This is a genomic window from Streptomyces cirratus, from assembly GCF_014650775.1.
Lineage (GTDB): Bacteria > Actinomycetota > Actinomycetes > Streptomycetales > Streptomycetaceae > Streptomyces > Streptomyces cirratus.
On sequence record NZ_BMVP01000003.1, the window covers coordinates 42,112 to 67,354 of the forward strand.

Here is a 25,243-nt window from a genome sequence, read left to right on the forward strand (position 1 = left end):
GCTCAGTTGGCCTCCCACCAGCGGGTGATGACGTCAGCGTAGGCCTCGGCGCCTTCCTCCCAGGCGAAGTGGCCGACGTCGATGATGTCCAGCTTGCTGTCGGGCAGGTGCCTGTGCAGGTACTCGGCGTTCTCCGGGGGCACGACCGCGTCGTTGCGTCCTGCAATGATTTGGACCGGCGTATCAAGCGTGGGCAGCAGCTCGCCGAGGACGGGCAGTTCGGTGGGGTACGCGCGGACGTAGGGCAACTGGGCGACGAAGCGCTGGCCCGCGTAGGACGCGAGGTAGTCCTCCCGCACGATGTCCGGCACCTCGTAACCGTTGATGTTGTTGATCGCGGCCGTCACGGCGGCCTTGGCGCTCATGGCCCGATAAGGGGACAGGTCCTCGTCGAGCACCCAATCCTCGAGAGGGCTTCCCAGCTTCAGCGGGACTGCCGCCCCTCCGGCACCCACGACCAGGGTCTGGAACCGGTTCGGGTGCCGGGCTGCGGCGAACAGCGCCGCAGGAGTGCCGATGTCGGGGCCCACGACGTGCGGCCTCACCAGCCCGAACGCGTCGGCGATCCGCACGATGAAGTCGCCCATCGCGGTTGGGGAGAGCAGGTCCTCGCGAAGCTCGGACTGCCCGAACCCGGGCAGGTCCACCGCGATCAGACGAGCGTGCCGGGCCAGCGTCGACCAGGTCGCGTCGTAGGCATACAGGCTTTCAGGCCATGGGCTGAGCAGCAGGGCCTCACGGTCGAGCGGCACGTCGCTCTCCGCATACCGGATCGACAGTCCGTCGATCGTCCGGAAGCGAGGCCTGATCCCACTCATTTCCTTGTCCTCTCAGAGGTCCCGGGTGCCACGCCCGTCCGGGCCCGTTCGGTCGGCCCGGCGCTCGGAAGCCGAAGCCCGAAGCCCGCCAGGTTTGCGGCCGGCGCATGATGCGCGTGGCTGGACGTCCGCGTGGCAAGACGGCAGCGAGCGTGCTTCGTTGATCACGCTGGGCTCAACAACGACTACGAGCCTTGCCGTCACGTGTTCCATGACACCACGGCCAGCCGCACCCGGCGATGGCACGCCTACGAGCCCACGCCCCTCTGTCCTGGAGTGCGGACGATTCGGCCCCCGCCGCTCTGGAGTCGTTCCAGCGCAATCCGTGTGGCACCCCGCCGCTTCCTGCATCCCCTCACTCACCGGAGTCGTCATGACCTTCGCCTACTCCTCGATCCGGACTCGACTCGAAGGCGGTGTTCTGTCCGCCACCCTCGACGCCGGCCCGCTCAACCTCCTCGGTGTCGATCTGGTCCGTGACCTGGTCTCCCTCGTCGATGCGCTGTACGACGACCCCGGTGACGTGCGCGTCGTCGTCATCGACAGCGCCTCGCCGGACTACTTCTCGGCACACGTGGATCTCACCGCGGTCCCGCAGTACACCGCGGAGGCGGCCAAGGCCGGCGGTCCCGGTGACGCCTCACTCGGCATGTTCTTGCACCGGCTGGCACGCGTCCCAGTGATCACCATCGCCAAGGTGCGTGGCCGTGCCCGCGGTGGCGGCAACGAACTCGCCCTGGCCTGCGACATGATCTTCGCTTCGCGTGAGAACGCGGTCTTCGGCCAGTTCGAGTCCGGGACCGGCGCCCTGCCCGGCGCCGGCGGCATCCAGCACCTGACCCGGCGGCTCGGCCGCAACCGCGCCATCGAAGCCATCGCCGGAGCGCACGATTTCGACGCCGACCTTGCCGAACACTACGGCTGGATCAACCGCGCCCTGCCGGACTCCGAGCTGGACGGCTTCGTCGAGCGCCTCGCCAAGCGCATGGCCGGCTTCCCGCCCAAGGGGGTCCAGGCCGCCAAGCGCGCCATCAACGACCTCACGCTGGCGGAGCCCGCCCACGTCCGCTCCGATGCCGCCACGTTTCAGGGCCTGATCAGCCTGCCCGAAACCCGTGAGCGCCTGGACTACCTGACTGCCCGGGGCCTACAACGTGTGGGGGAGATCGAACGCGACCTCGGCGAGTTTGTGGCGGAGTTCCGCCGTTGACGTGGCGCATCGCGCACGCAGCGATTGCGGTCCTGGTGGGCGGCGCGCGTCGGATCCAGGGCGTCGGCGCACGGACGTCGGCGTCAGTGGCTGCGGCTACCCGGGACGGTCATTGAGACCGAGCTACTCGTGCAGTGCTCGGCGCAGCGCCTCGATGGCAAGGGTGCGCGCGACAAGGGTCGCCTTGGAGTCGCGGAGGCTGTCGAGCATGAGGAAGTCATGGACCATCCCGAGCACTCGGACCGCGGTGACGTCGACGCCGGCCTCGCGGAGCTTGGCCGCGTATGCCTCGCCTTCGTCACGGAGTACGTCGGCCTCGTCGGTGATGACCAGCGTGGCAGGAAGGCCACGCAGCTGCTCGATGTCGGCGCGCAGCGGGGAGGCGTAGATCTCGGAGCGCTGCTCGGGATCGGTGGTGTACGCGTCCCAGAACCACTTCATCCCGTCGCGGGTGAGGTAGTAGCCGTCGGCGAACTGCTCGTACGAGGGCGTGTCGAAATTGGCGTCGGTGACGGGGTACAGCAGTATCTGGGCCGCCACGCGGATGTCGCCCCGTTCCTTGGCCATCAGCGCGAAGACGGCTGACATGTTGCCGCCCACCGAATCGCCGCAGACCGCGAACCGGGAGGCATCGAGGTTCTGGTCCTCGGCGTTCTGGGTGATCCACTTCCCGACTGCGTAGTTCTGCTCGATCTGGGTGGGGTACTTCGCCTCGGGGGCGAGGTCGTAGACCGGGAAGACCACTGCGGCGTCGGAGCCGACCGCCAATTCGCGTACCAATCGGTCGTGGGTCTTCTCATCGCCGAATACCCATCCGGCGCCGTGGATGTACAGCACGACGGGGAGGGTCCCCGTCGCCCCCCGGGGGCGGACCACACGGGCGCGCACCGGGCCGTACTCTCCTGCGTCGACGCTCACCCACTCCTCGTCCACCGCAGGCTTGTCCACGCCTTCCCCCGCCTGCAGACCATCGAGGATCTCGCGGCCGTTCTCCGGTGGGACTTCGTAGATGCGCGGGTGCGCTGAGGTGGCGTCCGCCAGCTCCTTGGCGGCGGGTTCCAGGACTGGGGACGAGCGAGACGAAGACATGGGCATGACGACTCAACCTCCTGCACCAAGCGTCTGATCAGATCAACTGCCCTGACCGTTCCATGGTCTCTCGGCAGTCCACCGTTGCAACCTCGGGCCGCGCCATCGGCGAAAGGGCTCTCGGCTTCCCGGGCCACCGAATCGGCCAGGCCCATACCGGAGGGCCACTGCGATGCTCCGGCGGACAGCGCGCCGCAGCCGGGCCAGGTGCGGGGAGGCGGAGGTAACGCACTGGAGGGGTCCGGGTGCCATAGCGGCACCCGGACCCAGAAGGAACTGCTCACACCATCTGCCGGCCCTGACATAGATTTTCGCCTGTTCGAAGATGAGGTAGACACGCTCGAACGCAACAGAGGCAGGCAGTAGCCGCGCCAGCCGCCCGCCACGCACACATGACAGGCGCGGTGACGCGCGCCACACGCGAATCACGCGCGCGTAGTGCTTGTAGTCGGGGCGACCGGGCAAGAGGTGAGGGTCGGGTGATGGCACTCAGGGCGTAGGGCGGAGATCGCGTGGACCAGGCGGAAGCAGGTCAAGGGCGGCAGTACCAGGTCGGTGACCTGGCAGCGGTATCGGCCCTCTTCGACGGCAGCAGCAAGATCGCCGAGGCGCGCGCCCTGACCCGGTCCTTCCTGACCGACGTGCAGGCTGTGCACGGGCTACCGGTGTCGGGACGTGTGCTGGACGGCGTCGAGCTGGTGGTGAGCGAGCTGGTGACCAATGCCCGCAAGCACGCCCCGGGTCCGTGTCTGCTGACGCTGGACATCGGTGACGGCGCCGTCGAAGTGACGGTGTGGGACAGCGATCCGGTGATGCCGGCCGTTCAGGCCGCGGACCCCGAGCGGGTCGGCCAGCACGGCTTGGAGATCGTCATGGCCCTCTGCCGCAGCTTCGAAGTACGCCGCGAACCGGTAGGCAAGCGGATCAAGGCAGCCGTGGTGCTCGCCGACGACCCGGGCGGCCATGTGGCCGGCCACCAGCTCGGCTGATCAGCCCGTCGGCACCTGCGTCCGCGATCCGGCATGCTCTTCGGTTACGCGGGTCTCGACCACGGAACGCCCTGAGCCCTTCGCGGGGGAAGCGGCTCCGGCGCCCACCGCCAGTACAGTCCCGGCCGGGCGGGGCCATCACAACTCACGAGTTCCAAGCGCGGGCTGCGGTCAACGTCCTGGTTCCGAGGCGGGAGTGAGCGGTCGTTCTGGTAGAGGCACAGGTTCCCGGCCCCGGCCAGTTTCCAGGCCGCCCGCTTCCACGTCGCGCTGATCCAGGGCACCCGCCGCCACGTCTGCTTCGGCTCGAAGAGCCTGCACGCCTGGAGCCGGAGGAGGCTTCCCGCCATGGTGAGGCAATACGCCGGATCCAGCCGGCTTCTGAGACTGCCGTCGGGTCCCGCGTCCCATTTCTGCCCCGCGGATCCGTCGCAGCTGGCGATACGTGCTTCGCCCGTAGCCCGGGAACCGTTCGGCGCAGCCAGACACTGCTCGGGTGAGCTGCCCGAGTAGCGCGTCGTGCGGCCCACGTCCCCCATGATCTCGCCCGGACGCGGACTCCTGTGGATGCGTTGGTATCGCCTCTCGACCCAGCGCCGGTAGGTCTTGGACAGCCTGGCCTCGTAGATCTTCATGGCAGGGCACACACGTTCACGCGGACATTGGCTCTGCGCCATGTACCAGCGGGTGAAGCGCTCCTTCTCCACCGTCTCGGCGGGTGTCAGATTCCTGGGCAGCCGCGCCACGGTGTAGCCGAGGTAGGGCACCACCGGGGTTCCCGTACGGTAGGCCGCCTCCCGGGCATAGCGCGCGGTAATGCCGTGGTCGCTGTGATCCACACGGCCGTCGGTTCCCTTCGCGAACGAAGCGACGTCGGGGTCCAAGGTCAGGACGTTCTCCGCCCGGCTCTGCCGGATGAGGGAGACCAGGACCGACAGCAGTTGTTCCTCGGTGTAGCTCCCGCCGCCCTGCAGCGCGGTGATCGCCTTCCTGCGCCCGTCGAACAAGTGCAGGATGCTGTCCGGCTCGCTACCTTGGGGCCGGCCGTCGTGCAGGCCCAGAAACGTCAGTCTCACGTCCCGGCCCCGCCCTTGGTTCGCAAGCCGGAACGACCTGATGCTGCGGCCGTCCGCACGCACGTCCTCCTGTTTCCAGGCAGAATGTGCACCCGCCATCTCCGCATAGGCCGTGCGGACGCCGTTCTCCCTGTTCAGAATGTAGTTCCTGGCTTCCGCCGGCACTTCCTCGTCACCGTCGCCCGCCGTGAGATACACCGCCGAGACGAAGCATCCCGCCCGGATGGTCGACATGACGTCCGGATTGACGAAGAAGAGGTCGTCGTCGGGATGCGCCACCACCACGAGGGTGCGCCGACAGCCGGACGGCCCTCCCTCGGTCGCGGTCGCGGCGGGGCCGACGGAAGAGTACGGCGCCAGCAGCGCCGCGCACAGGGTCAACGACGACACGGTCACGCCGGTGCGGAGAGCGAATGCCACGGGCCGCATCCTTCCGCTCCGCCTTCGTGCGTTCGGAACCAGTACTACGCGAGTCGTGTCCGGCTCGCGCGGCCTCGCCCCGCCTCCGATGGCTTCCGCGTACCCCGGTCGGCCGCAATGTGCGGCTCAACGGAACGCCGCGCGCCCTTGCTCCGAAAGGGGAAACCGATGGCCTCCCGCATTGCCGCATCGCCCTTCCGGGCGGCATGACGGCCCAGACCATGCCGTTGATACGGACCCTCAGCCCGCGTGGGGGCGGGCCAGCCCGTGGTCGTAGGCGAAGATCACCGCCTGGATGCGGTCACGGGCCTCGATCTTGGACAGGACGCGGCCGACGTGGGTCTTCACCGTGGACTCCGCGAGGACGAAATGACCGGCGATCTCGCTGTTGCTCCAGCCCTTGCCGATGGCGACGAGGATCTCGCGCTCGCGTTCGGTGAGGGAGGCCAGGCGCGAGTCCTGGGCCGAGCCGTCCGCGGCAGGCGGGACGAGGCGGGCGAACTCCTGGAGAAGGCGGCGGGTGAGGGTGGGGGCGATCACGGCGTCCCCGGCGGCCACCGCGCGGATGCCCGCGAGGAGTTCTTCGGGCCGGGCGTCCTTGAGGAGGAAGCCACTGGCTCCGGCGCGCAGGGCGGCGTACACGTACTCGTCGATGTCGAAGGTGGTCAGGACGAGGACGCGGGAGCGGTCGCCGGCGGCGACGATCCGGCGGGTCGCCTCGATGCCGTCCATGCCGGGCATGCGCACGTCCATGAGGACGACATCGGGACGCATTTGGGCGGCCATGCGCACGGCTTCCGCTCCGTGCGCGGCCTCGCCGACCACCTCGGTCCCGGGCACGGAGTCCAGGAGCATGCGGAAGCCGTACCGCTGGAGCGGCTGGTCGTCGACGATGAGCACGGTGGTCACCGGGCACCGTCCTGCGGAGTGAGGTCGAGGTCGGCCCGTACCGTCCAGCCCGCGCCCGCGGGGCTCGCGCTGACCTGCCCTCCGTAGAGCGCCGCTCGTTCTCGCATGCCCACCAGGCCGTGCCCTTCCTCGTTCGCCGTACGGGGACGGCCGGCCGCGGCGGGCGGCCCGGAGTCCTGGACGGTGATGATCACCCGCGAGTCCTCCAAGACGATCGCCAGATGTGCCCGGGCGCCGGCACCGGCGTGTTTCAGGCTGTTCGTCAGGGCTTCCTGCACGATGCGGTAGACCGTCAGCTGCACCCCGCCGTCGAGGGCGTCGATGTCTCCGGCCGTACGGTAGACGACCTCCAGGCCCGCGGCGCGCACTGCCTCGCAGAGCGCGCCGATGTCGCCGAGAGCAGGCTGTGGGCTCAGCTCGGGCTCCGCCGCTGTTCCGTCCGCCTCGCGGAGTACGCCGAGCACCCGGCGCAGTTCGCCCAGGGCCTGGCGGCCGGTGTCCCCGATGAGGTGCAGCGCTTCCTTGCCCCGTTCCGGAGCGGTGGTGCCCGCGTAGGCTCCCGCGTCGGCGAGGGTGATGATGACGGACAGGTTGTGGCCGACGATGTCGTGCATCTCGCGGGCCACTCGTGCGCGTTCGGCGGCGACGGCGAGTCGGCCGCGCTGGTCGCGTTCGATCTCCAGCCGCGCCGCGCGGTCGCGCAGCCCGGCCAGCTGGGCCCGCCGGATACGGATCACCAGGCCGAGCGCCAGTGCCGCGGTCGCCGTGCTGAGCAGGAAGAACAGTGCGTCCCAGACCGGCATCGCCACCGACACCCGCGCCGCGACCAGGCCCAGGGCACCCGCTGCGACCGCAGAGGCCCAGGGGAGCTGCCGCAGCCGCCCGTGCAGGGTCAGGCTGTAGAGGGCGACGAAGAGGGCGACGTCCGCTCGGAGTGCGGCGCCGAGGGACCACTGGAGGACGAACACGCCCGTGACGGCGCCGAAGGCGGCGGCGGGTGCGCGGCGTCGCCACAACAGCGGCAGCAGCAGCCCGGCTTGCAGGGCCAGCATGCCCGCCACGGGCAACCGGGTGAACGCCAGGCGGAAGTGGCGCGGACCGTCACCGTCGCCGTCCCCGCCGATCGCACCGACCGCGTGCAGCAGGTCCGGCAGGCAGAACAGCAGGAAGATCACGAGCACCACCGCGGTGTCCAGCACCCACGGACGGCCCCGGTCGGCATGCCGGAGCCGCTGGCCGGCCCGGCCGAGCCGGGCGACCAGCGGTCCCATCCCGCTGAGGTCTTCGGTGGTCATGGTTGTCACCGGACCATGATGCGGGTGGCTGCGCTCAGACGTCGCTGCGCAGCAGCCGGTACGCCGCTGCGGCCAGCGTCAGAGCCGTCCACCCGAGGAAGACCAGGAGCCCGGCGCCCGGTGACAGGCTGGTGGCGTCGTGGGTCAGGGCGAAGACCGACTCTCCCGCGTGGCTGGGAAGGTAGGGGTCGATGTCGCCCTGCCACGAGCTGGGCAGCAGGGAGACCAGCCCCGGGACGAGCATGAGGGCGGCGACCAGGACCGAGATGCCGCCGGCCACGGAACGCAGCAGCGCGCCGAGGGCGGTGCCGATCACTCCGACCAGGCCGAGGTAGAGCCCGGCGCCGAGCAGGCTGCGGACGACACCGGCGTGGCCGAGGCCCATGGCGGCGGGCGTGCCGGACACGATCCGGCTGCCGACGAGGAAGGCGGCGAACGTGCCGACGGTCGCGACGACCAGCGCGACCAGCCCGTACACCGCCGCTTTGGACCACAGCACCGGCAGCCGGCGCGGGACCGCCGCCAGGGTGGAGCGGATCATGCCGGTGGAGTACTCGCCTGCCGTGATCAGCACGCCGAGCACACCGAGGGCGAGCTGGGCGAAATTCGTGCCGAACAGGGACAGGCTCGCGGCCGTGGCGGTGGCGAAGTCACGGTCCATGTGCCGGCCGGAGCCGAGGCTGGACTTGTAGTGGCTCGCGGCGATGACGCCGAAGGCGACGAGGAACAGCAGGCCCAGGCCGAGCGTGATCCAGGTGGAGCGCAGGGACCAGAGCTTGGCCCACTCGGAGGAGAGCACGCGCCGTCCGGTCACCCGGTAGACGGGTCGGGCGGGAGCGGTCCGGGCGGTCTCGGCGGTTGCCGTGAGGGTACTCATGCCGCGCTCCCGGAAGTCTCGGTGCCGGTGGTGCCGTGGTACTCGACGGCGTCCCGGGTCAGGTCCATGAATGCCTCCTCCAGCGAGACCGCCTTGGTGGTCAGCTCGAACAGGGGAATGCCGTGCTCGGCCGCCGTCAGCCCTATCTCCCGGGCGGACATACCGCTCACCTGCAGTTCCTCGGAGCCGACTCGGCCGGTGATCTCCACGCCCGGCCCGGCCAGCACGTCCCGCAGCCGCGTGGGGTCGTCCGTCGCGACGCACACGGCGTCGCCGCCGGCTTGGCGGACCAGGTCCTGCACGGTCGTGTCGGCCAGCAGCCGCCCCCGCCCGACGATGATCAGATGATCGGCCACCAATGACACCTCGCTCATCAGATGCGAGGAGACGAAGACCGTGCGCCCCTGGCCGGCGAGCGAGGTGAGCAGGTTCCGGATCCAGAGGACGCCCTCGGAGTCCAGCCCGTTGACGGGCTCGTCCAGCATCACCGTCTGCGGGTCGCCGAGCAGCGCGGCGGCGATGCCCAGCCGCTGGCCCATACCGAGGGAGAAGGCACCGGCCCGCTTCTTCGCGACGCTGCCGAGACCGGCGAGTTCGACGACCTCGTCAACCCGGCGGCGCGGAATGCCGTGGGTGAGCGCGAGCGCCCGGAGGTGGTTGTAGGCCGAGCGACCCGGGTGGATCGACTTGGCCTCCAGCAGCGCCCCGACCTCCTGGAGCGGCGCCCGGTGGCGGGCGTAGCGCTGTCCGTTCACCGTGACGGAGCCGCTGGTCGGCGCGTCCAGCCCGACGATCATGCGCATCGTCGTGGACTTGCCCGCACCGTTGGGTCCCAGGAAGCCGGTCACCGTACCCGGCTTCACGGTGAAGTCCAGACAGTCGACGGCCGTCTTCTCCCCGTACCTCTTGGTGAGCTGCTGTGCCTCGATCATTCACGTTCTCTCTCTCGGGCTCCGGCGCCACACACGCCCGACGCCTCCTTCACCACGCTAGGTCCGTGACCCGCCGGATCCGGTGGTACCCGGGGCCCGAACAGTGGCGTGCAGGTGGTACCGAGGTACTACGGCCCTCGACGCATGCGGCGCGCCCGGCCGGCGGTGTGGGCGGCTCCGTCCCGCGCCGGCGCGGGAGGCGGAGCCGCGGCTCGCTCGATCGGTCGCTCCCTCGATCGCCGGGAGTGCGGCAGGGCGGGGCGGAGACCGTCAGGGCGATGGCGCCGGGTCCAGGCGGTAGCCGTGGCCGCGGAGTGTGGTGATGTGCGGCAGGCGGACCGGGCGCGGCGTCGCGGCTTCGGCCGTGTGGAGGCGGCGGCGGAGGGAGGCCATGGTGACGTCGAGGGTCTTGGTGGGGCCGAACCAGTTCTCGTCCCACACCCGCGCCATCAGGGTTTCCCGGGATACAGCGCTCCCCTGGTGGCGGGCCAGTTCGGCGAGGAGTTCGAACTCCTTCGTTCGCAGGGGGACGTCCTCGCCTGCGAGCAGAGCGCGCCGGGCCGCCGTGTCCACGGTGAGGTCACCCAGCCGAATGGGTTCGACGTCCTGCACGTCGGGCAGTGGCCTGCGGCGCAGGTGCGCGCGGAGGCGGGCGAGGAGAACCGTCATGCTGAAGGGTTTGACGAGGTAGTCGTCGGCGCCCGCGTCCAGTCCGGCGATCACGTCGATCTCGTCGGTGCGGGCGGTGAGAATGACGATCAAGAGGTCCGGGACGTCTTGGCGCAGGCGGCGGGCGAGGTCGATCCCGTCGAGGTCGGGAAGACCCAGGTCGAGGAGGACGAAGTCGGGCGGGTCGTGGTGGGCGGCCGTCAGACCGGCGGATCCGGTGCGGCACCAGGTGGTGGTGTAGCCGTTGCCGCGCAGTCCGCTTTCCAGGTGGCGCCCGATGATGTCGTCGTCCTCGATGACCAGGGCGGTGGGCGGGCGCCCGGCGGTGCTGGTGTCCATGGGTCGAGCGTATGGGGTGGTCACAGCTCGCGGAGTTCTTCGACGGCGGGACGGCCCGAAGCGCGGGCGCCGTGCAGGGCGGCGGCGGTGAGGGCCGCGAGCGTGGCGAGGAGGGTCAGTGCCAGGTACGGCCAGGGGAGGGAAAGGGCGGACGGTGGCGGATCGAAGACGCCGCTGAGGACCTTGACCAGCATCTGGGCCTGGATCCAGCCGATGAGGGCGCCCCCGGCCAGGCCGCCGAACGCGACGGTGGCCGTCTCGGCGAGGACCATGCCCCGTAGCTGCCGTCGGGTGGCGCCGAGGACGGTGGCCACGGCGAAGGTGCGGCGGCGTTCGGTCAGGCCCAGGGCGAGTACCGCTCCCCCGGCGCCGGCCGCGAGGGCCACGGCGAAGCCGAGTTCGATCCGGGTCAGTCCGGCGAGGTCCACCGAGGTGAGGCTGGAGCCGACGCCGGCGCGGGTCTGGGTGAGATCGGTGACCGTCGCCGTGGCACCGAGCCGCTGACGTAGGCGGGCGGCGACGGCCTGCTGGTGTGTGCCGCCGGTGTCGACGAGGAACGCGCCGACTGCGTCGCTTCCGCTCTGGGCGGCGACGTACGCGGCGTTGGCGACGAAGAAGCTGTCCTTGGGAGCGGTCGGGAACTCCTTGACGACGCCCGCGTAGTGGAACTCCACGGTACGCAGTTGCCTGGTCCGTTCGTCCTGGAGGCGCAGGTTGAGCCGGTCACCCGGGGCGAGCTGGAAGTCCTTCACCGTCTCCTCGCTGACGAGCACGGAGTCGGGTCTGGCCGCGAGCTCGGCGAGCAGGCCGCGGGCGTTGCCGCCCGCGAAGTAGGCGTCCTGGAGAGCGGTGGCGGACGTGATGGTGGCGGGGTCGACGCCGTACAGGTCCTGGAGATCGGACCCGACATAGGCGAAGCGGTGCTGGAGCGGTTCCACGTGGCGCACTCCAGGGACGGATGCAAGGGCGCGTCCGGCGTCGGGGCCGGTCGCGGCGCCGGGCGGCTGGGTGACGGTGACGTCGGCGCCGTTGGTGAGCTGGGCGTCCACCTCCGCCTGGTGGCGGTAGGTGCTGTTGAAGGCCGCGGTGGAGAGCGCGAACGACACCGCGAGGGCGAGCAGAACCACGGAACGGGCCAGGACTCGGCGCTGCCGGGTCATTCCGGAGGCCGTCGCGGCGGCGAGGGTGCCGGTCAGCGGTCTCACCAGATGTGTGAGGGGGCGGCGGCCGTGGGCGAAGGCGTACGTCGTCAGCCTCCACAGGAGCAGCGCGGAACCCAGCCAGAGCAGGGCGGGGCCCAGGAAGGCCCAGTAGGACACCGAGATGCTCGCCACTCCTTCGGGGGCGAGTACCAGGGCGTACTGGTTGCCCGCGGCGGCCCGGAAGACGAGCAGGGAGACCGCCAGCAGGATGAAGTCGACTCCGGTGCGCTGCCACAGGGGTGTGCCGGTGGAGGGGAGGCTGCGGCGCGCGGCGGTGACGGTGGTGGTGCGCTGGTCCCGTACGGCGGGCAGCAGGACGGTCATGGTTGCGACGGCTGCGCCGAGGGCGAGTGCGATGAGGGACCAGCGCAGTGGGACGAGCCCCGCGGCGCCGAAGGACGCTCGGCCGAAGGCGATCCGGCCGGCCAGGGCGGCGAGGGCGATGCCGAGCAGGCCGCCGCCCGTGGCGATGGCGCCGGCCTCGACCGCGGCGAGTGCGGTGACCCGGCGCCGTCCGAGGCCGCGGGTGCGCAGCAGGCCCTGTTCCCGGCGGCGGCGGTCCGCGCCGGTAGTGACCAGGGCGGAGGTGAGCAGCGCTGCGAGGACCACGCCGGGGGCGCCGAGGAAGAGGAAGAGGAGTTGGGCGTACAGGGCGTCCTGGCGTGCCGCGTCGAGGGCGGCGCCGAGGTTGTCGCCGACCTGAACGGCACCGGAGAGGCGGGCTTCGAGGTGACGTGCGGCGCCGGTGACGGCGGTGAACGCGGCGGCCGGGTCGGCGGGCAGGCGCGCGTCGCGGGCGGCGTGCACCTGCGTGGTGACGGCGGCGGGGTCCACGGCCTTGGCGGGCGCGGTGAGGGAGTCGAAGAGTGGGGTGGGCAGGAGCATCACGTTGTCGGGAGGGGCAGCCGGTTGTGACGAGGGTGGGGCGCCGACCTTCTGGAACAGGGAGTCGGCCTGCGGCAGGTCGACGACTCCGGCCACCTTGACGGTGGCGTCGGCGTTTTTGGGCACGGAGATGCGGACCGTGTCGCCGGGAGCGGCGTGCAGGTTGGCGGCGGTCTGCTGGGCGAGGAGGACACCGTCCGGGGCGCCGGTGAGCGGCCGTATCTCGCCGGGGAAGGCGGTGCGGTAGCCGTCGGGGATGCCGAGCAGCACGGCGTCGCCGGTGCTCTGCACGGAGCCTGCCACCGTGGTCTGGAGTCCGGTGCTGTGGGCGTAGGTGACGGGCAGCGCGGTGCGGATCCCGGGGGTGTGACGGATCTCGGCGAGTACGGCGGTGGGCTGCGCCGACGGCTGGAGCTGTACCTGCCAGTCGACGGCGACGGACCGGGCGGCCCGTGCGGTCATCGTCGAGCGGGACGCGGTCAGGAACGTTCCGAGCGCTGCGATGAGTGCGACGGCCAGGGCAAGGGTCAGCGCGGCTGTGAAGATGCGACCGCCGCGGTGCCGCAGCAGGCCGGCCAGCCAGGTGGTGATCACGGTGTGCCTCCGTCGGCGGTGCCGGCCGGGCTTCCGTCGTCGGCCGTCCGGTCGGGCTGTGAGGGTCCACCGGCGACTGGGGTGTGCCGGGGCGCCGGGCGTGCGGCCCCGGCCCCGGTCTCGAAGACCGTGTCACCGAGGACATCGGCGGTACGTCCCACGATGCTGCGGTCGCTGCGGTCCGCCGGTTCGTCGACCGGGGCGGGCCGGGGCGGGGCGCAGAGGAGCACCACGGCGAGGACGACGAAGAGGACCGGCAGGGTGAGTCGGCCGCTGCCGTGCCGGATCAGGGTGGTCAGTCGGGCGGCCTTCATGGTGCGCCTGCGTCCGGACCGAGGAGGAGCCGGCCGTCGCGCATGGTCCAGCGGGTGCGCAAGCGCTCTGCGACGGCCGGGTCGTGGGTGGCCACGACCAGAGCGGCTCCGATCTCGTCGACCGCCGCCAGCAGGACGTCCACGACGTGCCCGCCGGTGGTGCGGTCGAGGCGGCCGGTCGGCTCGTCGGCGAGGACGAGCCGGGGCCGCGCGGCCAGCACCCGGGCAGCCGCGACGCGCTGTGCCTGTCCGCCCGATATGTCGTCGGGTAGTTTGGCCGCGAGATCGGCGACGCCCACACGTTCCAGCGCGGCCAGCGCGCGGGCGTGGGCACGCCCGGCGTTCTCGCCGGCCAGCACCAGCGGCAGGCCGGTGTTCTCGGCGATGTCGAGGGTGGGGATGAGGCTGGGGCTCTGGAATATGACCCCGATGCCCTTGGCCCTGGCCCGCGCGCCGGGCCCTGGACCCGCCGCGTCGGTGGTGTCGGCACACCAGGGCCACACCACCTCGCCGCTGGTCGGCCGTTCCAGTCCGGCCATCAGGTGGAGCAGTGTGGACTTGCCCGATCCCGAGGACCCCATGACGGCGATCCGGTCGTGGGCGTGCACGTGGCAGTTCGTGTCGTGTACGGCGACCACGGCGGCGGGGCCGCTCCCGTAGGTCCGTCCGGCGTCCCGGCAGCTGACGAGCACAGAGCCGGTCATGGTCCGATCCTGCCGTCGCGCAGGGTCAGGACCCGGTCGGCGCCGCGTACGACGGCGGTGCTGTGGGTGACGAGCAGCACGCCTCGGCGGCCGTCGCGTCCGCGGGCGCGCAGCAGGTCCAGGACGCGCTGTTCGGTGCTCCCGTCGAGTTCTCCGGTCGGTTCGTCGGCGAGGAGGACGTCGGGGTCGTTGGCCAGGGCGACGGCCAGGCCCGCTCTGGCCAGTTCTCCGCCGGCCAGTTCGCGGGGCAGGGAGCGGGCCCGGTCGAGCAGGCCCACTTGGTCCAGGAGGGCTCGGACGGACGGGCCGCCGACGGTGCGGCGGCCTGCGGCGGTGCGGGCGAGGCGGATGTTCTGGGCCACGTCGAGGTGGGCGATCAGGTTCTGCGTCTGGAGCAGGATGCCGATCCTGCGGGCCCGGACGCGGGCGCGCTCCGCCTCCGGCCGGTGGCTGATCCGCTCCCCGGCGACCCGGACGACTCCGCCCTCGGGCTCGTCCAGGCCCGCGAGGCAGGCCAGCAGCGTGGACTTCCCCGACCCGGAGGGGCCCACGACGGCCACGAGTTCTCCCGGGGCGACGGTGACGGACACCCCGCGCAGGGCAAGGGTTTCCTCCTCCCCCGCGCGGTAGAACCGGTAGAGCTCGCGTGCGTCGAGGGCAGGCGGCGCGCCGGGGTCGGCCATCACTGCCACCGCAGCGAGTCCGTTACGGTCCGCCAGGGGTCCACGTTGTCGGCCTTGACCGGGCCCGACAAGGTGAGCACGACGTCCCGGCCGTTGTGGTGGAACACGTACCGCTCGTACGCGTCGCGCAGGGCCTTGCCCGTCACCGGGTCCGGAGCCGTGGTGCCCTCGTACGTGTAGAGGACGGCTTTGCCGGCCTTGCGCGATACCTCGGAGGCCTTCCCGGGCGAGAACCCGGGGACTGCCTTGGCCAGCGCCGGTACGTCCCGTGCGGTCACCGAGGCGGTGGTGGGGGCGGTCGCGGCCGCGTGCTCGGACACCTCGATCCGGTTCAGTTTGTCGGTGAACGCCGTGTCCGGGCCGGTGGAGGTGCGGGCCCAGCCTTCGGGCACGCTGACCGTGAAGCCGCCCGTGGACGGCTTGAACACCACGTACGCCTGGTTGTCGGGGATGTCGCCGGGCGGGTTGGACTCGGTGGGGGCCGGAGGCGGCTTCGGGTCGGCGGCCGCCGCGGAACCGGAGACGCCGCATCCGGCGAGGGCGGCGACGAGGAGCACGACAGGGGCGGAAGCAGCGCATGTACGACGCACGTTCATGGCACCCTCCGAACGGTGGATGGACCTCCCACGCTAGGCGGGGCCGCGTAAAGGGTCGGGGCGGCGAAGGTGAGACGGCGGCAAAACCGCTGTCGCGGAGGCCATGATGGGCGCATGAGGCAGCGTGTGGTGCGGGTCGCGGTGGCCGCTGTCCTGGTTGCGCTCGTCCTGCTGGCCGGGCCGCTCGCCGCAGTCGTCCAACGGTCCTACTTCGAGGACGAGCGCGGCGCCCTGGAACGCACGGCGTTGGCGGCGACGGTAGCGGTCGGGCCGGAGTTCACCGCGGGTGACGCCGTCGAGCTGCCGGCCCCCCGACCGGGGGGCCGGCTGGGGGTGTACGACCTTTCGATGCGCCTGCGCGCGGGTACGGGAGGAAAGACGGGTGACGCGGTGGCACGCCGGGCGGCGGGCGGGAAGGTCGTGCGCGGGAGCAGCGGCCCGGATCTCGTCGTCGCGGTCCCGGTGGTCTCCACCGAACGGGTCATCGGGGTGGTCCGGGCCTCTGTCCCCGCGCGTTCGGTCTGGTTCCGCGTGCTTTGGGCATGGGGGCTCCTGCTGGGGGTCACCCTGTTCGCGCTGGCCACGGCGGTCCTGGTGGCACGCCGCCAGGCACGCGCCCTCAGTACTCCGGTGGAGGCGCTCTCCCGTGCGGCCACGCAGATCGCCGCCGGTGACCTCGGTGCCCGGGCCGGGCCGTGCGGGATCGCGGAGCTGGACCAACTGGCCTACAGCCAGAACGCCATGGTCGAGCAGCTCACCCGACTCCTGCAACGGGAGCGCGATTTCAGCGCCAACGCCTCCCACCAGCTGCGCACCGCGCTGACCGGGCTCCAACTGGGCCTCGAGGCAGGCCAGGGACTCCCGGCGGGCGCGGATCTGCGTCCCGTTGTCCGGGAGGCCCTGGAGGGGACACGTCATCTGGAAGAGACCGTCGAGGAGGTCCTGCGGCTGGCGCGAGCGGACACCGCCGGACAGCATCCGGTCCCGCGCGAACGACTGGTCCGCGTTCTGGACCGTGCGGAGTCGCGCTGGCACGGTGTACTGGCCGCCACCGGACGGCGGCTGGAGTTCCGCTCGCCGCCCGGAACCGAGTCCTTCCACGTCCCCGGCCGCACCACCGGGCAGATCCTCGACGTCCTCCTCGACAACGCGCTGCGCCACGGACGCGGTACGACCGTCGTGACGGTGCGGGAGGCCGCGGGGGCGGTCGCGATCGACGTGGCCGACGAAGGGAGACTCGCGCTCGACCCGGGGGCGGTCTTCGCGCGCGGCAGCACCACGGGCTCCGGTACCGGCATCGGCTTGGCGGTGGCGAGGGAACTCGCGGAGGCCGCCGGCGGAAGGCTGGGCGTCCGCGCGGCGGCGCCGACCACCTTCACCCTGCTCCTTCCCGGCCCGGAGGGTTGACCCCTTCCCGCGGCTGCCGGGGGAAGGGGCCGACCCTCGGGGCCGGGGTGGCTCAGCCGGCCTGTCCGGTAGGGCGGGGCTGTGGTGGCGTGTCGGCGCCACTCACCTGCAGGTAGCCGATGAGCGCGGCGATGGGCACCAACAGCGCGAGGGTGACGAGGCCGGTTCCCCATCCCAGGCCGTCGCGCGCCGCGGGGACTCCCATCCAGTCCGCGAAGGAGGCGCCGAGCGGGCGGGTGAGGATGTACGCGGCCCAGAACGCGGCCACCGCGTTCAGCCCGAGGAAGCGGCGGCACAGCACCGGCAGGGCGATCAGGGCGGCGAAGAGGAATCCCGAGGGCAGGTAACCCAGGTGGAGGGTGCCGGCCGTGAGGTCGCCCACCGCGGTACCGAGGGCGAAGGTGGTGAGCACCGTCGCCCAGTAGAAGAACTCCCGGCGGGTGGTGCGGATGCTGTGGATGGACAGGGTCCGCTCGGACACGTACCAGACGGTCAGGACGGCGGCGAGGGCCAGGGTGAACCCTACGGCCGACACCGTGTAGGGAATGCCGACGACGACGTGCACGACGTCCGCGGCCATCGTGCCGAAGACGCTGACCATGACGATCGCCGACCAGTACGTCCAGGCCTCGTAGCGCGTCGACCGGAACTGCAGGAACAGCAGCAGCGTCAGGCCCGCGAGCCCCAGACAGCCCGCCGGAACCGGTCCCAGCGTCCGCGCCAGGAAGTCGGACGCGGTCTCCCCCATGCCGGTGGTGAGGATCTTCACGATCCAGAACCAGGCCGTGACCTCGGGGACTTTGGAGAGGGCCGCCTCGGCCCCACCCCTGCGGAAGGTTGCCCGGCCCGGTGCCGACGGGGTCCGCCGGTGCGTCGTCGTGTTGTCGGTTGCCGACATCGTCGGTGCCACCCTCCCGGCGCCGCTCGCGCCGCATAGCCGATGCTGGCCAGGGCAGCCGTCGGCACCCGGAATCCCCGGGAAGTGACGGCTCCTCAACCAATGTCTACAGGACTGCAGACGATCGTGGCGCGATGGCAGAACCGGGGCCCGGATCACGCACGGACAGAGGCCGTCGGGGCCGCCGCCGGGGTGCCCGCACGGCATGACCGGCGGCCAGCTTCTGCAGCAGGCTGTACGCGAGGACCGGTAGCAGTACATGGGGGCGGTCGGGCATGGCCGTGCCGATCAGCACGGCGCCCGCGCTGCTGTTGTTCATTCCGCAGGCCAGCGTCACGCAGGTACGGGCCGGCGCTCGCAGGCCCAGCAGGCGGCCGCCCGCGCGGCCCAGGAGGAACGACAGTGCGCACAGCGCGGCGGCGACGGCCACGGATGCGGCGGGCAGCACCATGTCCGGATGGGCCAGGAACGGCCCCAGGGCTCCACTGGCATTGAGGTACGTCAGCAGTAGCGAACCGGCGAACGCGGTGGACGGAGCGGTCCGGGCGACGGCGGCCAGCGCCCGCCGCGGCATGACGATGTGGCACACCAGCCCGGCCGCACACGGCAGTACGACGCCGGTGAGGGCGAAGCCATGCCCTGCGATGCGGGCCGCAGCTGCCAGGGTCGCGGCGTAGTCCCGGCTCAGCAGAGGGGACAGGGCTGCGAGCGTGAAGGGCAGGGTGAGCGGGCTGAGCAGGGTGGAGAGGAACACGAGGCCGACCATGGCCGGCTGGTCGCCCCCACCACGTGCGGTCCACACCGTGGCTCCCGCCGCCACCGGCATCGCGGCGATGAGGATCATCGCGGTGATCATTCCGGAGCCTCCGTCGGTGTCGGGGGTCCGGTGCAGCGCCAGCGCGAGGGCGGGGATGATCACCAGGGGAGCGCCGAGGTGCAGGGCCAGGCCGACCAGCAGCGTCACCGGCTGCCGAACCACCCGCAGCAAGGTCTTCGGTGGCACCTGCAGTCCGGCGGCGAAGAGCACGAGGGCGAGCAGGAGCGGCGCGGCCTCCAGCCTGAACCCGACCCCCATGCCGGGCACTTCCCGGGGGTGACGCAGCCACATTCCCGGGGAGGGGAAGGCCGCGGCCGCGAGGTAGGCGCCCGCGACGGCCCATCCCATGTGATTCCCCAGCTGTTCTCCGATCCGGGCGCACAGCCGGGCACTGGTGGGGGTGACGCGGCGGGGACGGGCACGGCCGGGAAGCGGGGCGGGCGGGCGGATCATGGCCGGGACTGTACGAGCCCGCGCGGCCGCCGGGCGCGTCCGTCAGGGGTGTCCCGCCACCGTGCTCAGGATGCGTTCAGGTTGGCGGTGGCACGGTCTGGTGCCATGGGATCCGGGACACACAGCCGGCCCGGTGCCGCCCGTGGCTGGAGGGCTGCGCCGGAACGAGGTGTCGGAGGTCTGTACCGGCCGGTGTGGCGGGCACGCCGAACAGCGACAACCTGACGGACCGCCTGGGCGTGCCCCTGGAAGTCACCACCGCGGTGTTCGCCGTGGCGCCGACCCTCGTCTTCGTCAGCCGGTTCCGCAGCGACGACGGGGGTCCGGGCCTCGGTACCGCCGTCACCAGCGAACTGTTCCTGCCGGTCATCGCCGCGCGGGTGCTGTACCTGACGGCAACCCGCATGGACGTGACCCCGCCGGCGGGGTTCAGCCGGCCGGCAGTCTGACCACGAACACCGCTCCCCCGCCGCCCGGTTCGCCGAGTTCCGCCTCCCCGCCCGCGGAGCGGGCCAGCCGCCGGGAGAGCGGCAGTCCCAGGCCCGCCCCGTCGTGGCCGTCGCCCGGATCGGCCCGGCGGCCGGGCTGGAACAGGTGGGAGCGGAAGCCCTCGGGAACGCCGGGGCCGTCGTCGCCCACCTCGATGCGGACGTGGCCCGGTTCCCCGGACGCACGGATGTGGACCGCTGTCGCCGCGTAGCGCAGGGCGTTGTCCAACAAGGGGCTCACGATCCGCTCCAGGACGGCGGCGGGCACCCCGGCGACCAGGTCCCCCTCCTCGCCGACGGCCAGGACGCGGACCGGGACGAGGGCCGGGTCGGTGCGGGCGGCGAGGGTCCTCAGCACGGGGAACACGGCGGCGGTGCCGGGCGCCCGCCGGGCATCCTCGCGGGCTTCGGCGAGGAGCGTGTCGCAGATGGTCTGCATGGTCCGGGCCGCGTCACCGATCGCCCGCTGCGCGGTGAGCGTCTCGTCCTCGCTGCGGGGGCGCCCCTGCCACCAGTCGAGTTCGGCGACGATGGTGGCCAGCGGGTTGCGCAGTTCGTGGGACAGCTCGCTGGTCAGCTGCTGTTCGTGGCGCAGGACTGCCCGGATCCGGTCGAGGAAGGCGTCGAGCGAGGCGCCCAGCCGGGCGAGTTCGGCGGGCCGGGGCGCGCCGCTGAAGCGTTCGTCGGAGGCGCTGGCACTCCATCGGGCGGCTTGCTCGGTCATCGTGCGGACGGGGCGCAGAGCCCGGCCGACGGCGAGTCGGGTCACCGCGTACGTGCAGGCGAGCATGACGGCGTCCAGCGCCAGGGAGGCCAGCAGCAGGGTGTCGGCCGACGCACGGTACGGGGTGAGGTCGAGCGCGGTGACCACGGTCGCGGTCCTGGTACCGCCGGCCGGTGGCGGCACCGGCCGGGCGCAGAGCCGGACGCCCACCGCGCCGTTCGACGTGGTGGCGCACCGGGCGCCGCCCTGCGCTGCGAGACGGGCGGCCGTCCGGGTGGCTGGGCCGTCCGCCGCGGTGGAGGGGGGCTGCTCGACCAGGGTTGTCCCTTGGTAGATCCAGGCGTTGGCGTCGAGGAGGCCCTCTTGCGGGGTCTCCAGTACGCGCAGTACGGGGCCGCTGGTGTCGACGGTGGCGGCGATGGCGGAGGCGCGGGCCCGCAACTGGTCGTCCGCCTGGCGGGCCAGGTGCTGGTGCACGAACGCGTTGAAGGCGATCGTGAACACCGCCATCACGAAGGCGGCGGTCGCGACCGCGAGCAGGGAGAGCCGTCCGCGCAGGGTGGCCGGCCGCGCTGCGGGCTGGAGCAGCTTCATGACAGGCGGTGCCCGACGCCGCGGGAGGTGGCGAGGGTGAGGGTGCTGCCGGCCGCCCGCAGTTTGCGGCGCAGCCGGGTCAGGTACTGATCGAGGGTGTTGTCGCTGACCTGGGCACCTTCGGGCCAGCCGGCCCGTACCAGCTCCCGTCGGGGGACCAGGTCGCCCGCTGCGGCCAGCAGGGCGGCCATGATCCGGAATTCGGTCGGGCTCAGGGTCACGGGCCGGTCGCGTACGGTGCAAGTGTGGCGGACGGCGTCCAGTACCACCTCTCCCCCGCCGACGGGGGAGACCGGAGGGCTGCGTTTGACGGCGGCCCGGAGCCGGGCGGCCAGTTCGGCGAGGTGGAAGGGTTTGGCGAGATAGTCGTCGCCTCCGGCGGAGAACCCGCTGAGCCGGTCCGTGAGGTGGTGACGGGCAGTCAGGAAGATCACCGGGCGGTCGAATCCGTTGGCACGCAGAGCCTGGCACACGTCGCGGCCGTCCGCGTCGGGGAGGCCGATGTCGAGGACGACGGCGTCGATGCCGTCCACGGCCAGCCGCAGTGCCGCCGCGCCGTCCTGCGCGGGAGTCGTCTCGAAGCCCTCCTCGCGCAGGCCGCGCAGCAGGACGTCGCGCAGCCGGTGGTCGTCCTCGACGACCAGGACGTGTCGGGTCATGCGGGCCTCTGTTCTGTCGGGGACGGCCGGGCTCAGGCGACCTTCGTCGTCTTCGGGGCCGCGCCGGTGGCCGGCGTGGTCCTGTTGCCACGCGGGGGCGCGAGGAAGAGGGCCATCACGGGAACGAGGTAGAGGGCCCAAACGGTGCCCTGGAGAACAGTCGGGTTGGGCTGGAAGTTGAAGACGCCCTTCAGGAGGGTCCCGTACCAGCTGTCGGAGGGGACGGTCGTACTGACGTCGAAGGCGAGGGCATGCAGACCGGGCAGGAAGCCGCCCTCCTGGAGGTCGTGGAAGCCGTACGCGAGGACACCCGCCGCGACGACTACCAGCATGGCGCCGGTCCAGGTGAAGAACTTGGCCAGGTTGATCCTCAGGGCGCCGCGGTAGAACAGCCAGCCCAGCACCACGGAGGACAGGAGCCCCAGCAAGGCGCCGACCAGCGGGCGGATTCCGTCACCAGTGGCCTGCACGGCCGTCCAGATGAACAGCGAGGTCTCCAGGCCCTCACGGCCCACCGCCATGAACGCGGTGAACACCAGCGCGCCGGTGCCCACGGCGAGCGCGGCGTCGAGCCGGCCTTGGAGCTCGGCCTTCAGGTGCCGGGCGGTGCGCTTCATCCAGAAGACCATCCAGGTCACCAGCCCCACCGAGATGATCGACAGGGTGCCGCCGAGCCCTTCCTGGGCCTCGAAGGTCAAGGTGGAGGAGCCGAACTGGAGGGCGGCGCCGAACCCCAGCGATAGGGCAACGGCCAGGCCCACGCCCACCCAGAGCGGCCCGAGCTTGTCCTTGTGGCCGGTCTTCACGAGGTAGGCGATGAGGATGCAGACGACGAGGCTGGCCTCCAGCCCTTCGCGCAGACCGATCAGATAGTTGCCGAACACGGTGGTGGGGTCCTTCCGTCGGTCACGTGAACGGCGTCCGGCCCCACCAGTCGTCCTTGTCGCGGACGGCCGCCGGGACGGCGAAGACGGCCGAACGCGAACTCGTACTCGCCGGCCTCGATCTCGGTGGCGGCGAAGCTGCGGCAGTCTCGGTTAGGCAAGGCTGCCCTTCCGACTACGGAACTGTAGACGATAGGGGCGGACCACACCACCGGCGGGCGCGGCGCGCGATCTTCCGCCCTGCGCCCGGTCCGGCCGTCAGCGACGCGGCGCCGGCGGTTCTACTTGGCGTCGACGCGTCCGAGCGGGTCGGGATCGGCCGCGAGCGCATCACGGGCCGCCTGCCAGGCGGAGTCCCCGGGGTAGAGCTCGGTGCGGAGGTAGGCCCAGGTGAGGCGCTGGAGGGCGGCAACCCGGCCGGGGTCTTCGTCCGTGGTTTCGGCGGCGTCATATCCGGACACCCCGCCGAGCCCGTGCTCCGCCCCGAACAGGGTGAGCAGCGTCTTGGGGGCAAGGGCGAGGCTGTAGGGGTCGGCGTGCCAGGCCGGGCCCACGTCGGTGAAGTGCCGGGGGTCGTCCTTGTCGCCGACGACAACGAGGGCGGGCGTGGTCATGGTGGAGAAGTCCGTGGTGAGTAAGAACGGCATGCTCGCGGCCGACGACTCGTTCAGGACATCGCCTCGTCCGGGTGCGGCCAGCAGCACACCGGCCTTGATCCGCGGCTCGATGAGGTTCACTTCCTTTCCGTCGTCCGGGTCTACGAGGCGGGCGCCGAGCAGGAGGCCGGCGGTGTGGCCGCCGAAGGAGTGTCCGGCGACGGCGACCTTGTCGTGGTCGATGCGGCCGGCGAGCTGCGGCACGGCGCGCTCCACGATGCCGAGTTGATCGAGGATGTGCTTCATGTCCTCGGCGCGTGAGCGCCACGACAGGGCTGAGCCGGGGCTGGCGGTGTGCAGGTGGCGCAGCGTCCGGGAGCTGAGGTGCGTGGGCTGGATGACGACGAACCCGTGTGCGGCCCAGAAGTTCGCGAGCGGTGCGTAGCCGTTGAGTGAGGAGAGGTTGTTCGAGGGGCCGTGCCCGTGGGAGAGGAGGATGACGGGGAGGTCGGTCCCGCTCGCGGGGGCGGAGACGCGCAGCTGAAGGTCCACGGGGCGTCCGGGGACGGTCAGCACCACTGGGCTGAACGACAGGACGGGAGCGGGCGGGCCGAAGGTGTCGGCTGCGGAGGCCCTGGAGCCTGCGGAGGTGGTTGCGGAGATTGATGCACTCATGAACGCGTGTGTCCCCTCGAAGGGCCTCGGCTGCCGGCATGACGCAGCCGGGGGAGGCGTACGGAAAGCGTCCGGCTTCCGCTAAGCTCGGAAGCGGATCGCTGTTCCATTTAATATACGGAACGCTGTTCCGTTTGGTCAATGGCGGCCGCCGGGTCGTCGGGTCGTCGGAAGGAGAACGTGGTGACCTCTGCAGGCCAGTCCGGAAGGGCGCCGGCCCGAGGCAAGAGGGCCGACGCGGTGCGCAACCAGCAGACGCTCCTCGCGGCGGCCGCCGAGGTGTTCGTCACCTCGGGCGTCGACGCGCCGATCCGTCAGATCGCAGCCCGGGCGGGCGTCGGGGTGGCGACGATCTACCGCCACTTCCCCACGAGGGCGGATCTCGTCGTCGCCGTCTACCGCCACCAGGTCGAGGCGTGCGCGGAAGCCGGCCCCCACCTGCTGGCCGACGCGGACTCGCCGTTCGCAGCGCTGCGCCAGTGGATCGACCTCTTCGTCGACTTCCTGGTCACCAAGCACGGACTCGCCAACGCCCTCCAGTCGGACAACAGCGGCTTCGAGGCGCTGCACACCTACTTCGTCGACCGTTTGATGCCCGTCTGCGAGCAGCTCCTCGACGCCGCGGCCGACGCCGGCGAGATCAGAGCCGATGTGCAGCCCTACGAACTGCTGCGCGGCATCGGCAACCTCTGCGTCGGACGCGACGGCGACCCCCGCTACGACCCGCGCCGACTGATCGACCTGCTCCTCCAGGGACTACGTCGACCGCAGCCGGCCTGACCGGCGCCGGTTCGCCCGCCTGGGGAAGGAGTGAGGTCTGGACATGCATCCTGGCCCCGTTGCGGGCCAGGGCCGATGCGGCGCGAGCACACCGGAGCCGGGCGCTCACGGAGGCGCCGGACGGGGACGGTTCGGTGAGCATCACCTTCGACCTCCCCTGAGTTCAGCCCCCAAGGGCGGAAATCGACAAGATCCGCGCGTCGTTCCTAGCGGATGCGGAGCCGCTTGAACTGGTGCAAGTTCCACAGCAGACGGCGGTACTTGTCGAAGTCGTAGCCCCGATCGGCATACAGACGCCGGGGCTTGCGGTGTGGGAGTCCTCCCAGGCCCCGAATCGCTGGGACAGCTCCCAGCAGCGGCAGCAACCGGGTGACCTCATGCCGGTTTCCGCTGGTGAGCGTGACAGCGAGCGGTGCGCCCTGGCGGTCGACGGTCAGATGGTGCCTGGAGCCGGGACGGACACGGTCAACGGGCGAGGGACCGGCATACTCCCCCTTTCAGGGCCCGGACATGCCCCCCGCCCACGGCGCAGTCGTCCAGGCCCAGGAGGTCAGCGCGGCGCAGTCCAGACGCGGGCCAGACGCCGGCCTTGGTCCAGTCCCGCGGCCGGCGCCAAGCCGTCACCCCGGAGCAGCCCACGGCCTCGGCCGGAACACCCCCGCCGACC

Annotated in this window: 24 protein-coding genes and 1 pseudogene; 5 read left to right on the top strand and 20 right to left on the bottom strand. The window is 71.6% G+C overall.

What is annotated here, in order from left to right:
- Positions 1–2: 2 nt before the first annotated feature.
- Positions 3–818, bottom strand: a complete 816-nt coding sequence (locus tag IE207_RS09770; RefSeq protein WP_190183683.1) for an alpha/beta fold hydrolase — start codon at positions 816–818, stop codon at positions 3–5.
- 373 nt (positions 819–1,191) lie between these two features.
- Between IE207_RS09770 and IE207_RS09775 the strand changes: the two genes are divergently transcribed.
- Positions 1,192–2,028 carry an enoyl-CoA hydratase/isomerase family protein gene (locus IE207_RS09775; RefSeq protein WP_190183684.1) on the top strand — a complete coding sequence of 279 codons (837 nt, stop codon included), beginning with the start codon at positions 1,192–1,194 and terminating at the stop codon, positions 2,026–2,028.
- A 123-nt stretch (positions 2,029–2,151) separates the two neighbouring features.
- On the opposite strand, the gene IE207_RS09780 is transcribed toward IE207_RS09775, so the two are convergent.
- Positions 2,152–3,117, bottom strand: coding sequence for an alpha/beta hydrolase (locus tag IE207_RS09780; protein ID WP_229873571.1), 966 nt, complete (start codon positions 3,115–3,117; stop codon positions 2,152–2,154).
- Positions 3,118–3,629: 512 nt separating this feature from the next.
- Here IE207_RS09780 and IE207_RS09785 point away from each other — a divergent pair.
- Entirely contained in the window at positions 3,630–4,106 is a 477-nt protein-coding gene (locus IE207_RS09785; protein WP_190183686.1) for an ATP-binding protein, read from the top strand.
- Between the two features lie 44 nt (positions 4,107–4,150).
- On the opposite strand, the gene IE207_RS09790 is transcribed toward IE207_RS09785, so the two are convergent.
- The 11 genes from IE207_RS09790 to IE207_RS09840 all read right to left on the bottom strand — a co-directional run bounded on the left by IE207_RS09790 (position 4,151) and on the right by IE207_RS09840 (position 15,601).
- Entirely contained in the window at positions 4,151–5,611 is a 1,461-nt protein-coding gene (locus IE207_RS09790) for a PIG-L family deacetylase (protein WP_190183687.1), read from the bottom strand.
- Positions 5,612–5,842: 231 nt separating this feature from the next.
- Positions 5,843–6,511: a response regulator gene (locus IE207_RS09795; protein ID WP_190183688.1), complete on the bottom strand. Its 669-nt coding sequence runs from the start codon at positions 6,509–6,511 to the stop codon at positions 5,843–5,845.
- Positions 6,508–7,806 carry a sensor histidine kinase gene (locus IE207_RS09800; RefSeq protein WP_190183689.1) on the bottom strand — a complete coding sequence of 433 codons (1,299 nt, stop codon included), beginning with the start codon at positions 7,804–7,806 and terminating at the stop codon, positions 6,508–6,510. Before IE207_RS09800 ends, IE207_RS09795 begins: the two co-directional genes overlap by 4 nt.
- Positions 7,807–7,840: 34 nt before the next feature.
- Positions 7,841–8,683 (bottom strand): ABC transporter permease, encoded by an 843-nt coding sequence (locus IE207_RS09805; RefSeq protein WP_190183690.1) that lies wholly within the window; start codon positions 8,681–8,683, stop codon positions 7,841–7,843.
- The gene (locus IE207_RS09810) at positions 8,680–9,615 is read right to left on the bottom strand and encodes an ATP-binding cassette domain-containing protein (RefSeq protein WP_190183691.1); all 936 of its coding nucleotides are present in this window, start codon (positions 9,613–9,615) and stop codon (positions 8,680–8,682) included. The genes IE207_RS09805 and IE207_RS09810 overlap by 4 nt, the downstream gene beginning before the upstream one ends.
- A gap of 270 nt (positions 9,616–9,885) precedes the next feature.
- A complete protein-coding gene (locus IE207_RS09815) occupies positions 9,886–10,623 on the bottom strand; it encodes a response regulator transcription factor (protein ID WP_190183692.1) in 738 nt (245 codons plus the stop codon).
- A gap of 20 nt (positions 10,624–10,643) precedes the next feature.
- Positions 10,644–13,304, bottom strand: a complete 2,661-nt coding sequence (locus IE207_RS09820; RefSeq protein WP_190183693.1) for an FtsX-like permease family protein — start codon at positions 13,302–13,304, stop codon at positions 10,644–10,646.
- Positions 13,301–13,618: a hypothetical protein gene (locus IE207_RS09825; protein ID WP_190183694.1), complete on the bottom strand. Its 318-nt coding sequence runs from the start codon at positions 13,616–13,618 to the stop codon at positions 13,301–13,303. Before IE207_RS09825 ends, IE207_RS09820 begins: the two co-directional genes overlap by 4 nt.
- Complete coding sequence (locus tag IE207_RS09830) at positions 13,615–14,322, bottom strand: ABC transporter ATP-binding protein (protein ID WP_190183695.1); 708 nt, start codon at positions 14,320–14,322, stop codon at positions 13,615–13,617. The genes IE207_RS09825 and IE207_RS09830 overlap by 4 nt, the downstream gene beginning before the upstream one ends.
- Positions 14,319–15,005 (bottom strand): ABC transporter ATP-binding protein, encoded by a 687-nt coding sequence (locus tag IE207_RS09835; RefSeq protein WP_190183696.1) that lies wholly within the window; start codon positions 15,003–15,005, stop codon positions 14,319–14,321. Before IE207_RS09835 ends, IE207_RS09830 begins: the two co-directional genes overlap by 4 nt.
- Positions 15,005–15,601, bottom strand: coding sequence for a hypothetical protein (locus IE207_RS09840; protein ID WP_190183697.1), 597 nt, complete (start codon positions 15,599–15,601; stop codon positions 15,005–15,007). The genes IE207_RS09835 and IE207_RS09840 overlap by 1 nt, the downstream gene beginning before the upstream one ends.
- Before the next feature lie 114 nt (positions 15,602–15,715).
- Here IE207_RS09840 and IE207_RS09845 point away from each other — a divergent pair, with 114 nt between their 5' ends.
- Positions 15,716–17,008, top strand: coding sequence for a HAMP domain-containing sensor histidine kinase (locus IE207_RS09845; protein ID WP_229873578.1), 1,293 nt, complete (start codon positions 15,716–15,718; stop codon positions 17,006–17,008).
- Positions 17,009–17,060: 52 nt separating this feature from the next.
- On the opposite strand, the gene IE207_RS09850 is transcribed toward IE207_RS09845, so the two are convergent.
- Together IE207_RS09850 and IE207_RS09855 are read right to left on the bottom strand one after the other, a co-directional pair.
- A complete protein-coding gene (locus IE207_RS09850) occupies positions 17,061–17,906 on the bottom strand; it encodes a COG4705 family protein (protein WP_190183698.1) in 846 nt (281 codons plus the stop codon).
- 106 nt (positions 17,907–18,012) lie between these two features.
- On the bottom strand, positions 18,013–19,176 hold the full coding sequence (locus IE207_RS09855; protein ID WP_308433575.1) for a bile acid:sodium symporter family protein: 1,164 nt from the start codon (positions 19,174–19,176) through the stop codon (positions 18,013–18,015).
- A gap of 194 nt (positions 19,177–19,370) precedes the next feature.
- Here IE207_RS09855 and IE207_RS09860 point away from each other — a divergent pair, with 194 nt between their 5' ends.
- Positions 19,371–19,625 carry a hypothetical protein gene (locus IE207_RS09860; RefSeq protein ID WP_190184251.1) on the top strand — a complete coding sequence of 85 codons (255 nt, stop codon included), beginning with the start codon at positions 19,371–19,373 and terminating at the stop codon, positions 19,623–19,625.
- Here the strand turns inward: IE207_RS09860 and IE207_RS09865 are convergent.
- The 4 genes from IE207_RS09865 to IE207_RS09880 form a co-directional block, all read right to left on the bottom strand.
- Positions 19,606–20,982 carry a sensor histidine kinase gene (locus tag IE207_RS09865; RefSeq protein ID WP_190183699.1) on the bottom strand — a complete coding sequence of 459 codons (1,377 nt, stop codon included), beginning with the start codon at positions 20,980–20,982 and terminating at the stop codon, positions 19,606–19,608. The genes IE207_RS09860 and IE207_RS09865 overlap by 20 nt on opposite strands.
- Complete coding sequence (locus IE207_RS09870) at positions 20,979–21,641, bottom strand: response regulator transcription factor (protein WP_190183700.1); 663 nt, start codon at positions 21,639–21,641, stop codon at positions 20,979–20,981. Before IE207_RS09870 ends, IE207_RS09865 begins: the two co-directional genes overlap by 4 nt.
- 32 nt (positions 21,642–21,673) lie before the next feature.
- A complete protein-coding gene (efeU, locus tag IE207_RS09875) occupies positions 21,674–22,525 on the bottom strand; it encodes an iron uptake transporter permease EfeU (protein WP_190183701.1) in 852 nt (283 codons plus the stop codon).
- A 281-nt stretch (positions 22,526–22,806) separates the two neighbouring features.
- Entirely contained in the window at positions 22,807–23,796 is a 990-nt protein-coding gene (locus IE207_RS09880; protein WP_190183702.1) for an alpha/beta hydrolase family protein, read from the bottom strand.
- Between the two features lie 183 nt (positions 23,797–23,979).
- On the opposite strand from IE207_RS09880, the gene IE207_RS09885 reads away from it, so the two are divergent.
- Entirely contained in the window at positions 23,980–24,576 is a 597-nt protein-coding gene (locus IE207_RS09885; RefSeq protein ID WP_190183703.1) for a TetR/AcrR family transcriptional regulator, read from the top strand.
- Between the two features lie 245 nt (positions 24,577–24,821).
- Here IE207_RS09885 and IE207_RS09890 read toward each other — a convergent pair.
- A pseudogene (locus IE207_RS09890) lies at positions 24,822–25,230 on the bottom strand (transposase); the annotation flags it as partial.
- Positions 25,231–25,243: the final 13 nt, after the last annotated feature.

Bases quoted from the DNA above. Each gene is read 5' to 3' on its own strand.
- IE207_RS09825 (WP_190183694.1), bottom strand. From the start codon at position 13,618: ATGAAGGCCGCCCGACTGACCACCCTGATCCGGCACGGCAGCGGCCGA.
- IE207_RS09855 (WP_308433575.1), bottom strand. From the start codon at position 19,176: ATGATCCGCCCGCCCGCCCCGCTTCCCGGCCGTGCCCGTCCCCGCCGC.
- IE207_RS09805 (WP_190183690.1), bottom strand. From the start codon at position 8,683: ATGAGTACCCTCACGGCAACCGCCGAGACCGCCCGGACCGCTCCCGCC.
- IE207_RS09815 (WP_190183692.1), bottom strand. From the start codon at position 10,623: ATGGACACCAGCACCGCCGGGCGCCCGCCCACCGCCCTGGTCATCGAG.
- IE207_RS09880 (WP_190183702.1), bottom strand. From the start codon at position 23,796: ATGAGTGCATCAATCTCCGCAACCACCTCCGCAGGCTCCAGGGCCTCC.
- IE207_RS09810 (WP_190183691.1), bottom strand. From the start codon at position 9,615: ATGATCGAGGCACAGCAGCTCACCAAGAGGTACGGGGAGAAGACGGCC.
- IE207_RS09775 (WP_190183684.1), top strand. From the start codon at position 1,192: ATGACCTTCGCCTACTCCTCGATCCGGACTCGACTCGAAGGCGGTGTT.
- IE207_RS09800 (WP_190183689.1), bottom strand. From the start codon at position 7,806: ATGACCACCGAAGACCTCAGCGGGATGGGACCGCTGGTCGCCCGGCTC.
- IE207_RS09790 (WP_190183687.1), bottom strand. From the start codon at position 5,611: ATGCGGCCCGTGGCATTCGCTCTCCGCACCGGCGTGACCGTGTCGTCG.
- IE207_RS09845 (WP_229873578.1), top strand. From the start codon at position 15,716: ATGAGGCAGCGTGTGGTGCGGGTCGCGGTGGCCGCTGTCCTGGTTGCG.
- IE207_RS09870 (WP_190183700.1), bottom strand. From the start codon at position 21,641: ATGACCCGACACGTCCTGGTCGTCGAGGACGACCACCGGCTGCGCGAC.
- IE207_RS09865 (WP_190183699.1), bottom strand. From the start codon at position 20,982: ATGAAGCTGCTCCAGCCCGCAGCGCGGCCGGCCACCCTGCGCGGACGG.
- IE207_RS09835 (WP_190183696.1), bottom strand. From the start codon at position 15,005: ATGGCCGACCCCGGCGCGCCGCCTGCCCTCGACGCACGCGAGCTCTAC.
- IE207_RS09840 (WP_190183697.1), bottom strand. From the start codon at position 15,601: ATGAACGTGCGTCGTACATGCGCTGCTTCCGCCCCTGTCGTGCTCCTC.
- IE207_RS09850 (WP_190183698.1), bottom strand. From the start codon at position 17,906: ATGTCGGCAACCGACAACACGACGACGCACCGGCGGACCCCGTCGGCA.
- IE207_RS09770 (WP_190183683.1), bottom strand. From the start codon at position 818: ATGAGTGGGATCAGGCCTCGCTTCCGGACGATCGACGGACTGTCGATC.
- IE207_RS09830 (WP_190183695.1), bottom strand. From the start codon at position 14,322: ATGACCGGCTCTGTGCTCGTCAGCTGCCGGGACGCCGGACGGACCTAC.
- IE207_RS09780 (WP_229873571.1), bottom strand. From the start codon at position 3,117: ATGTCTTCGTCTCGCTCGTCCCCAGTCCTGGAACCCGCCGCCAAGGAG.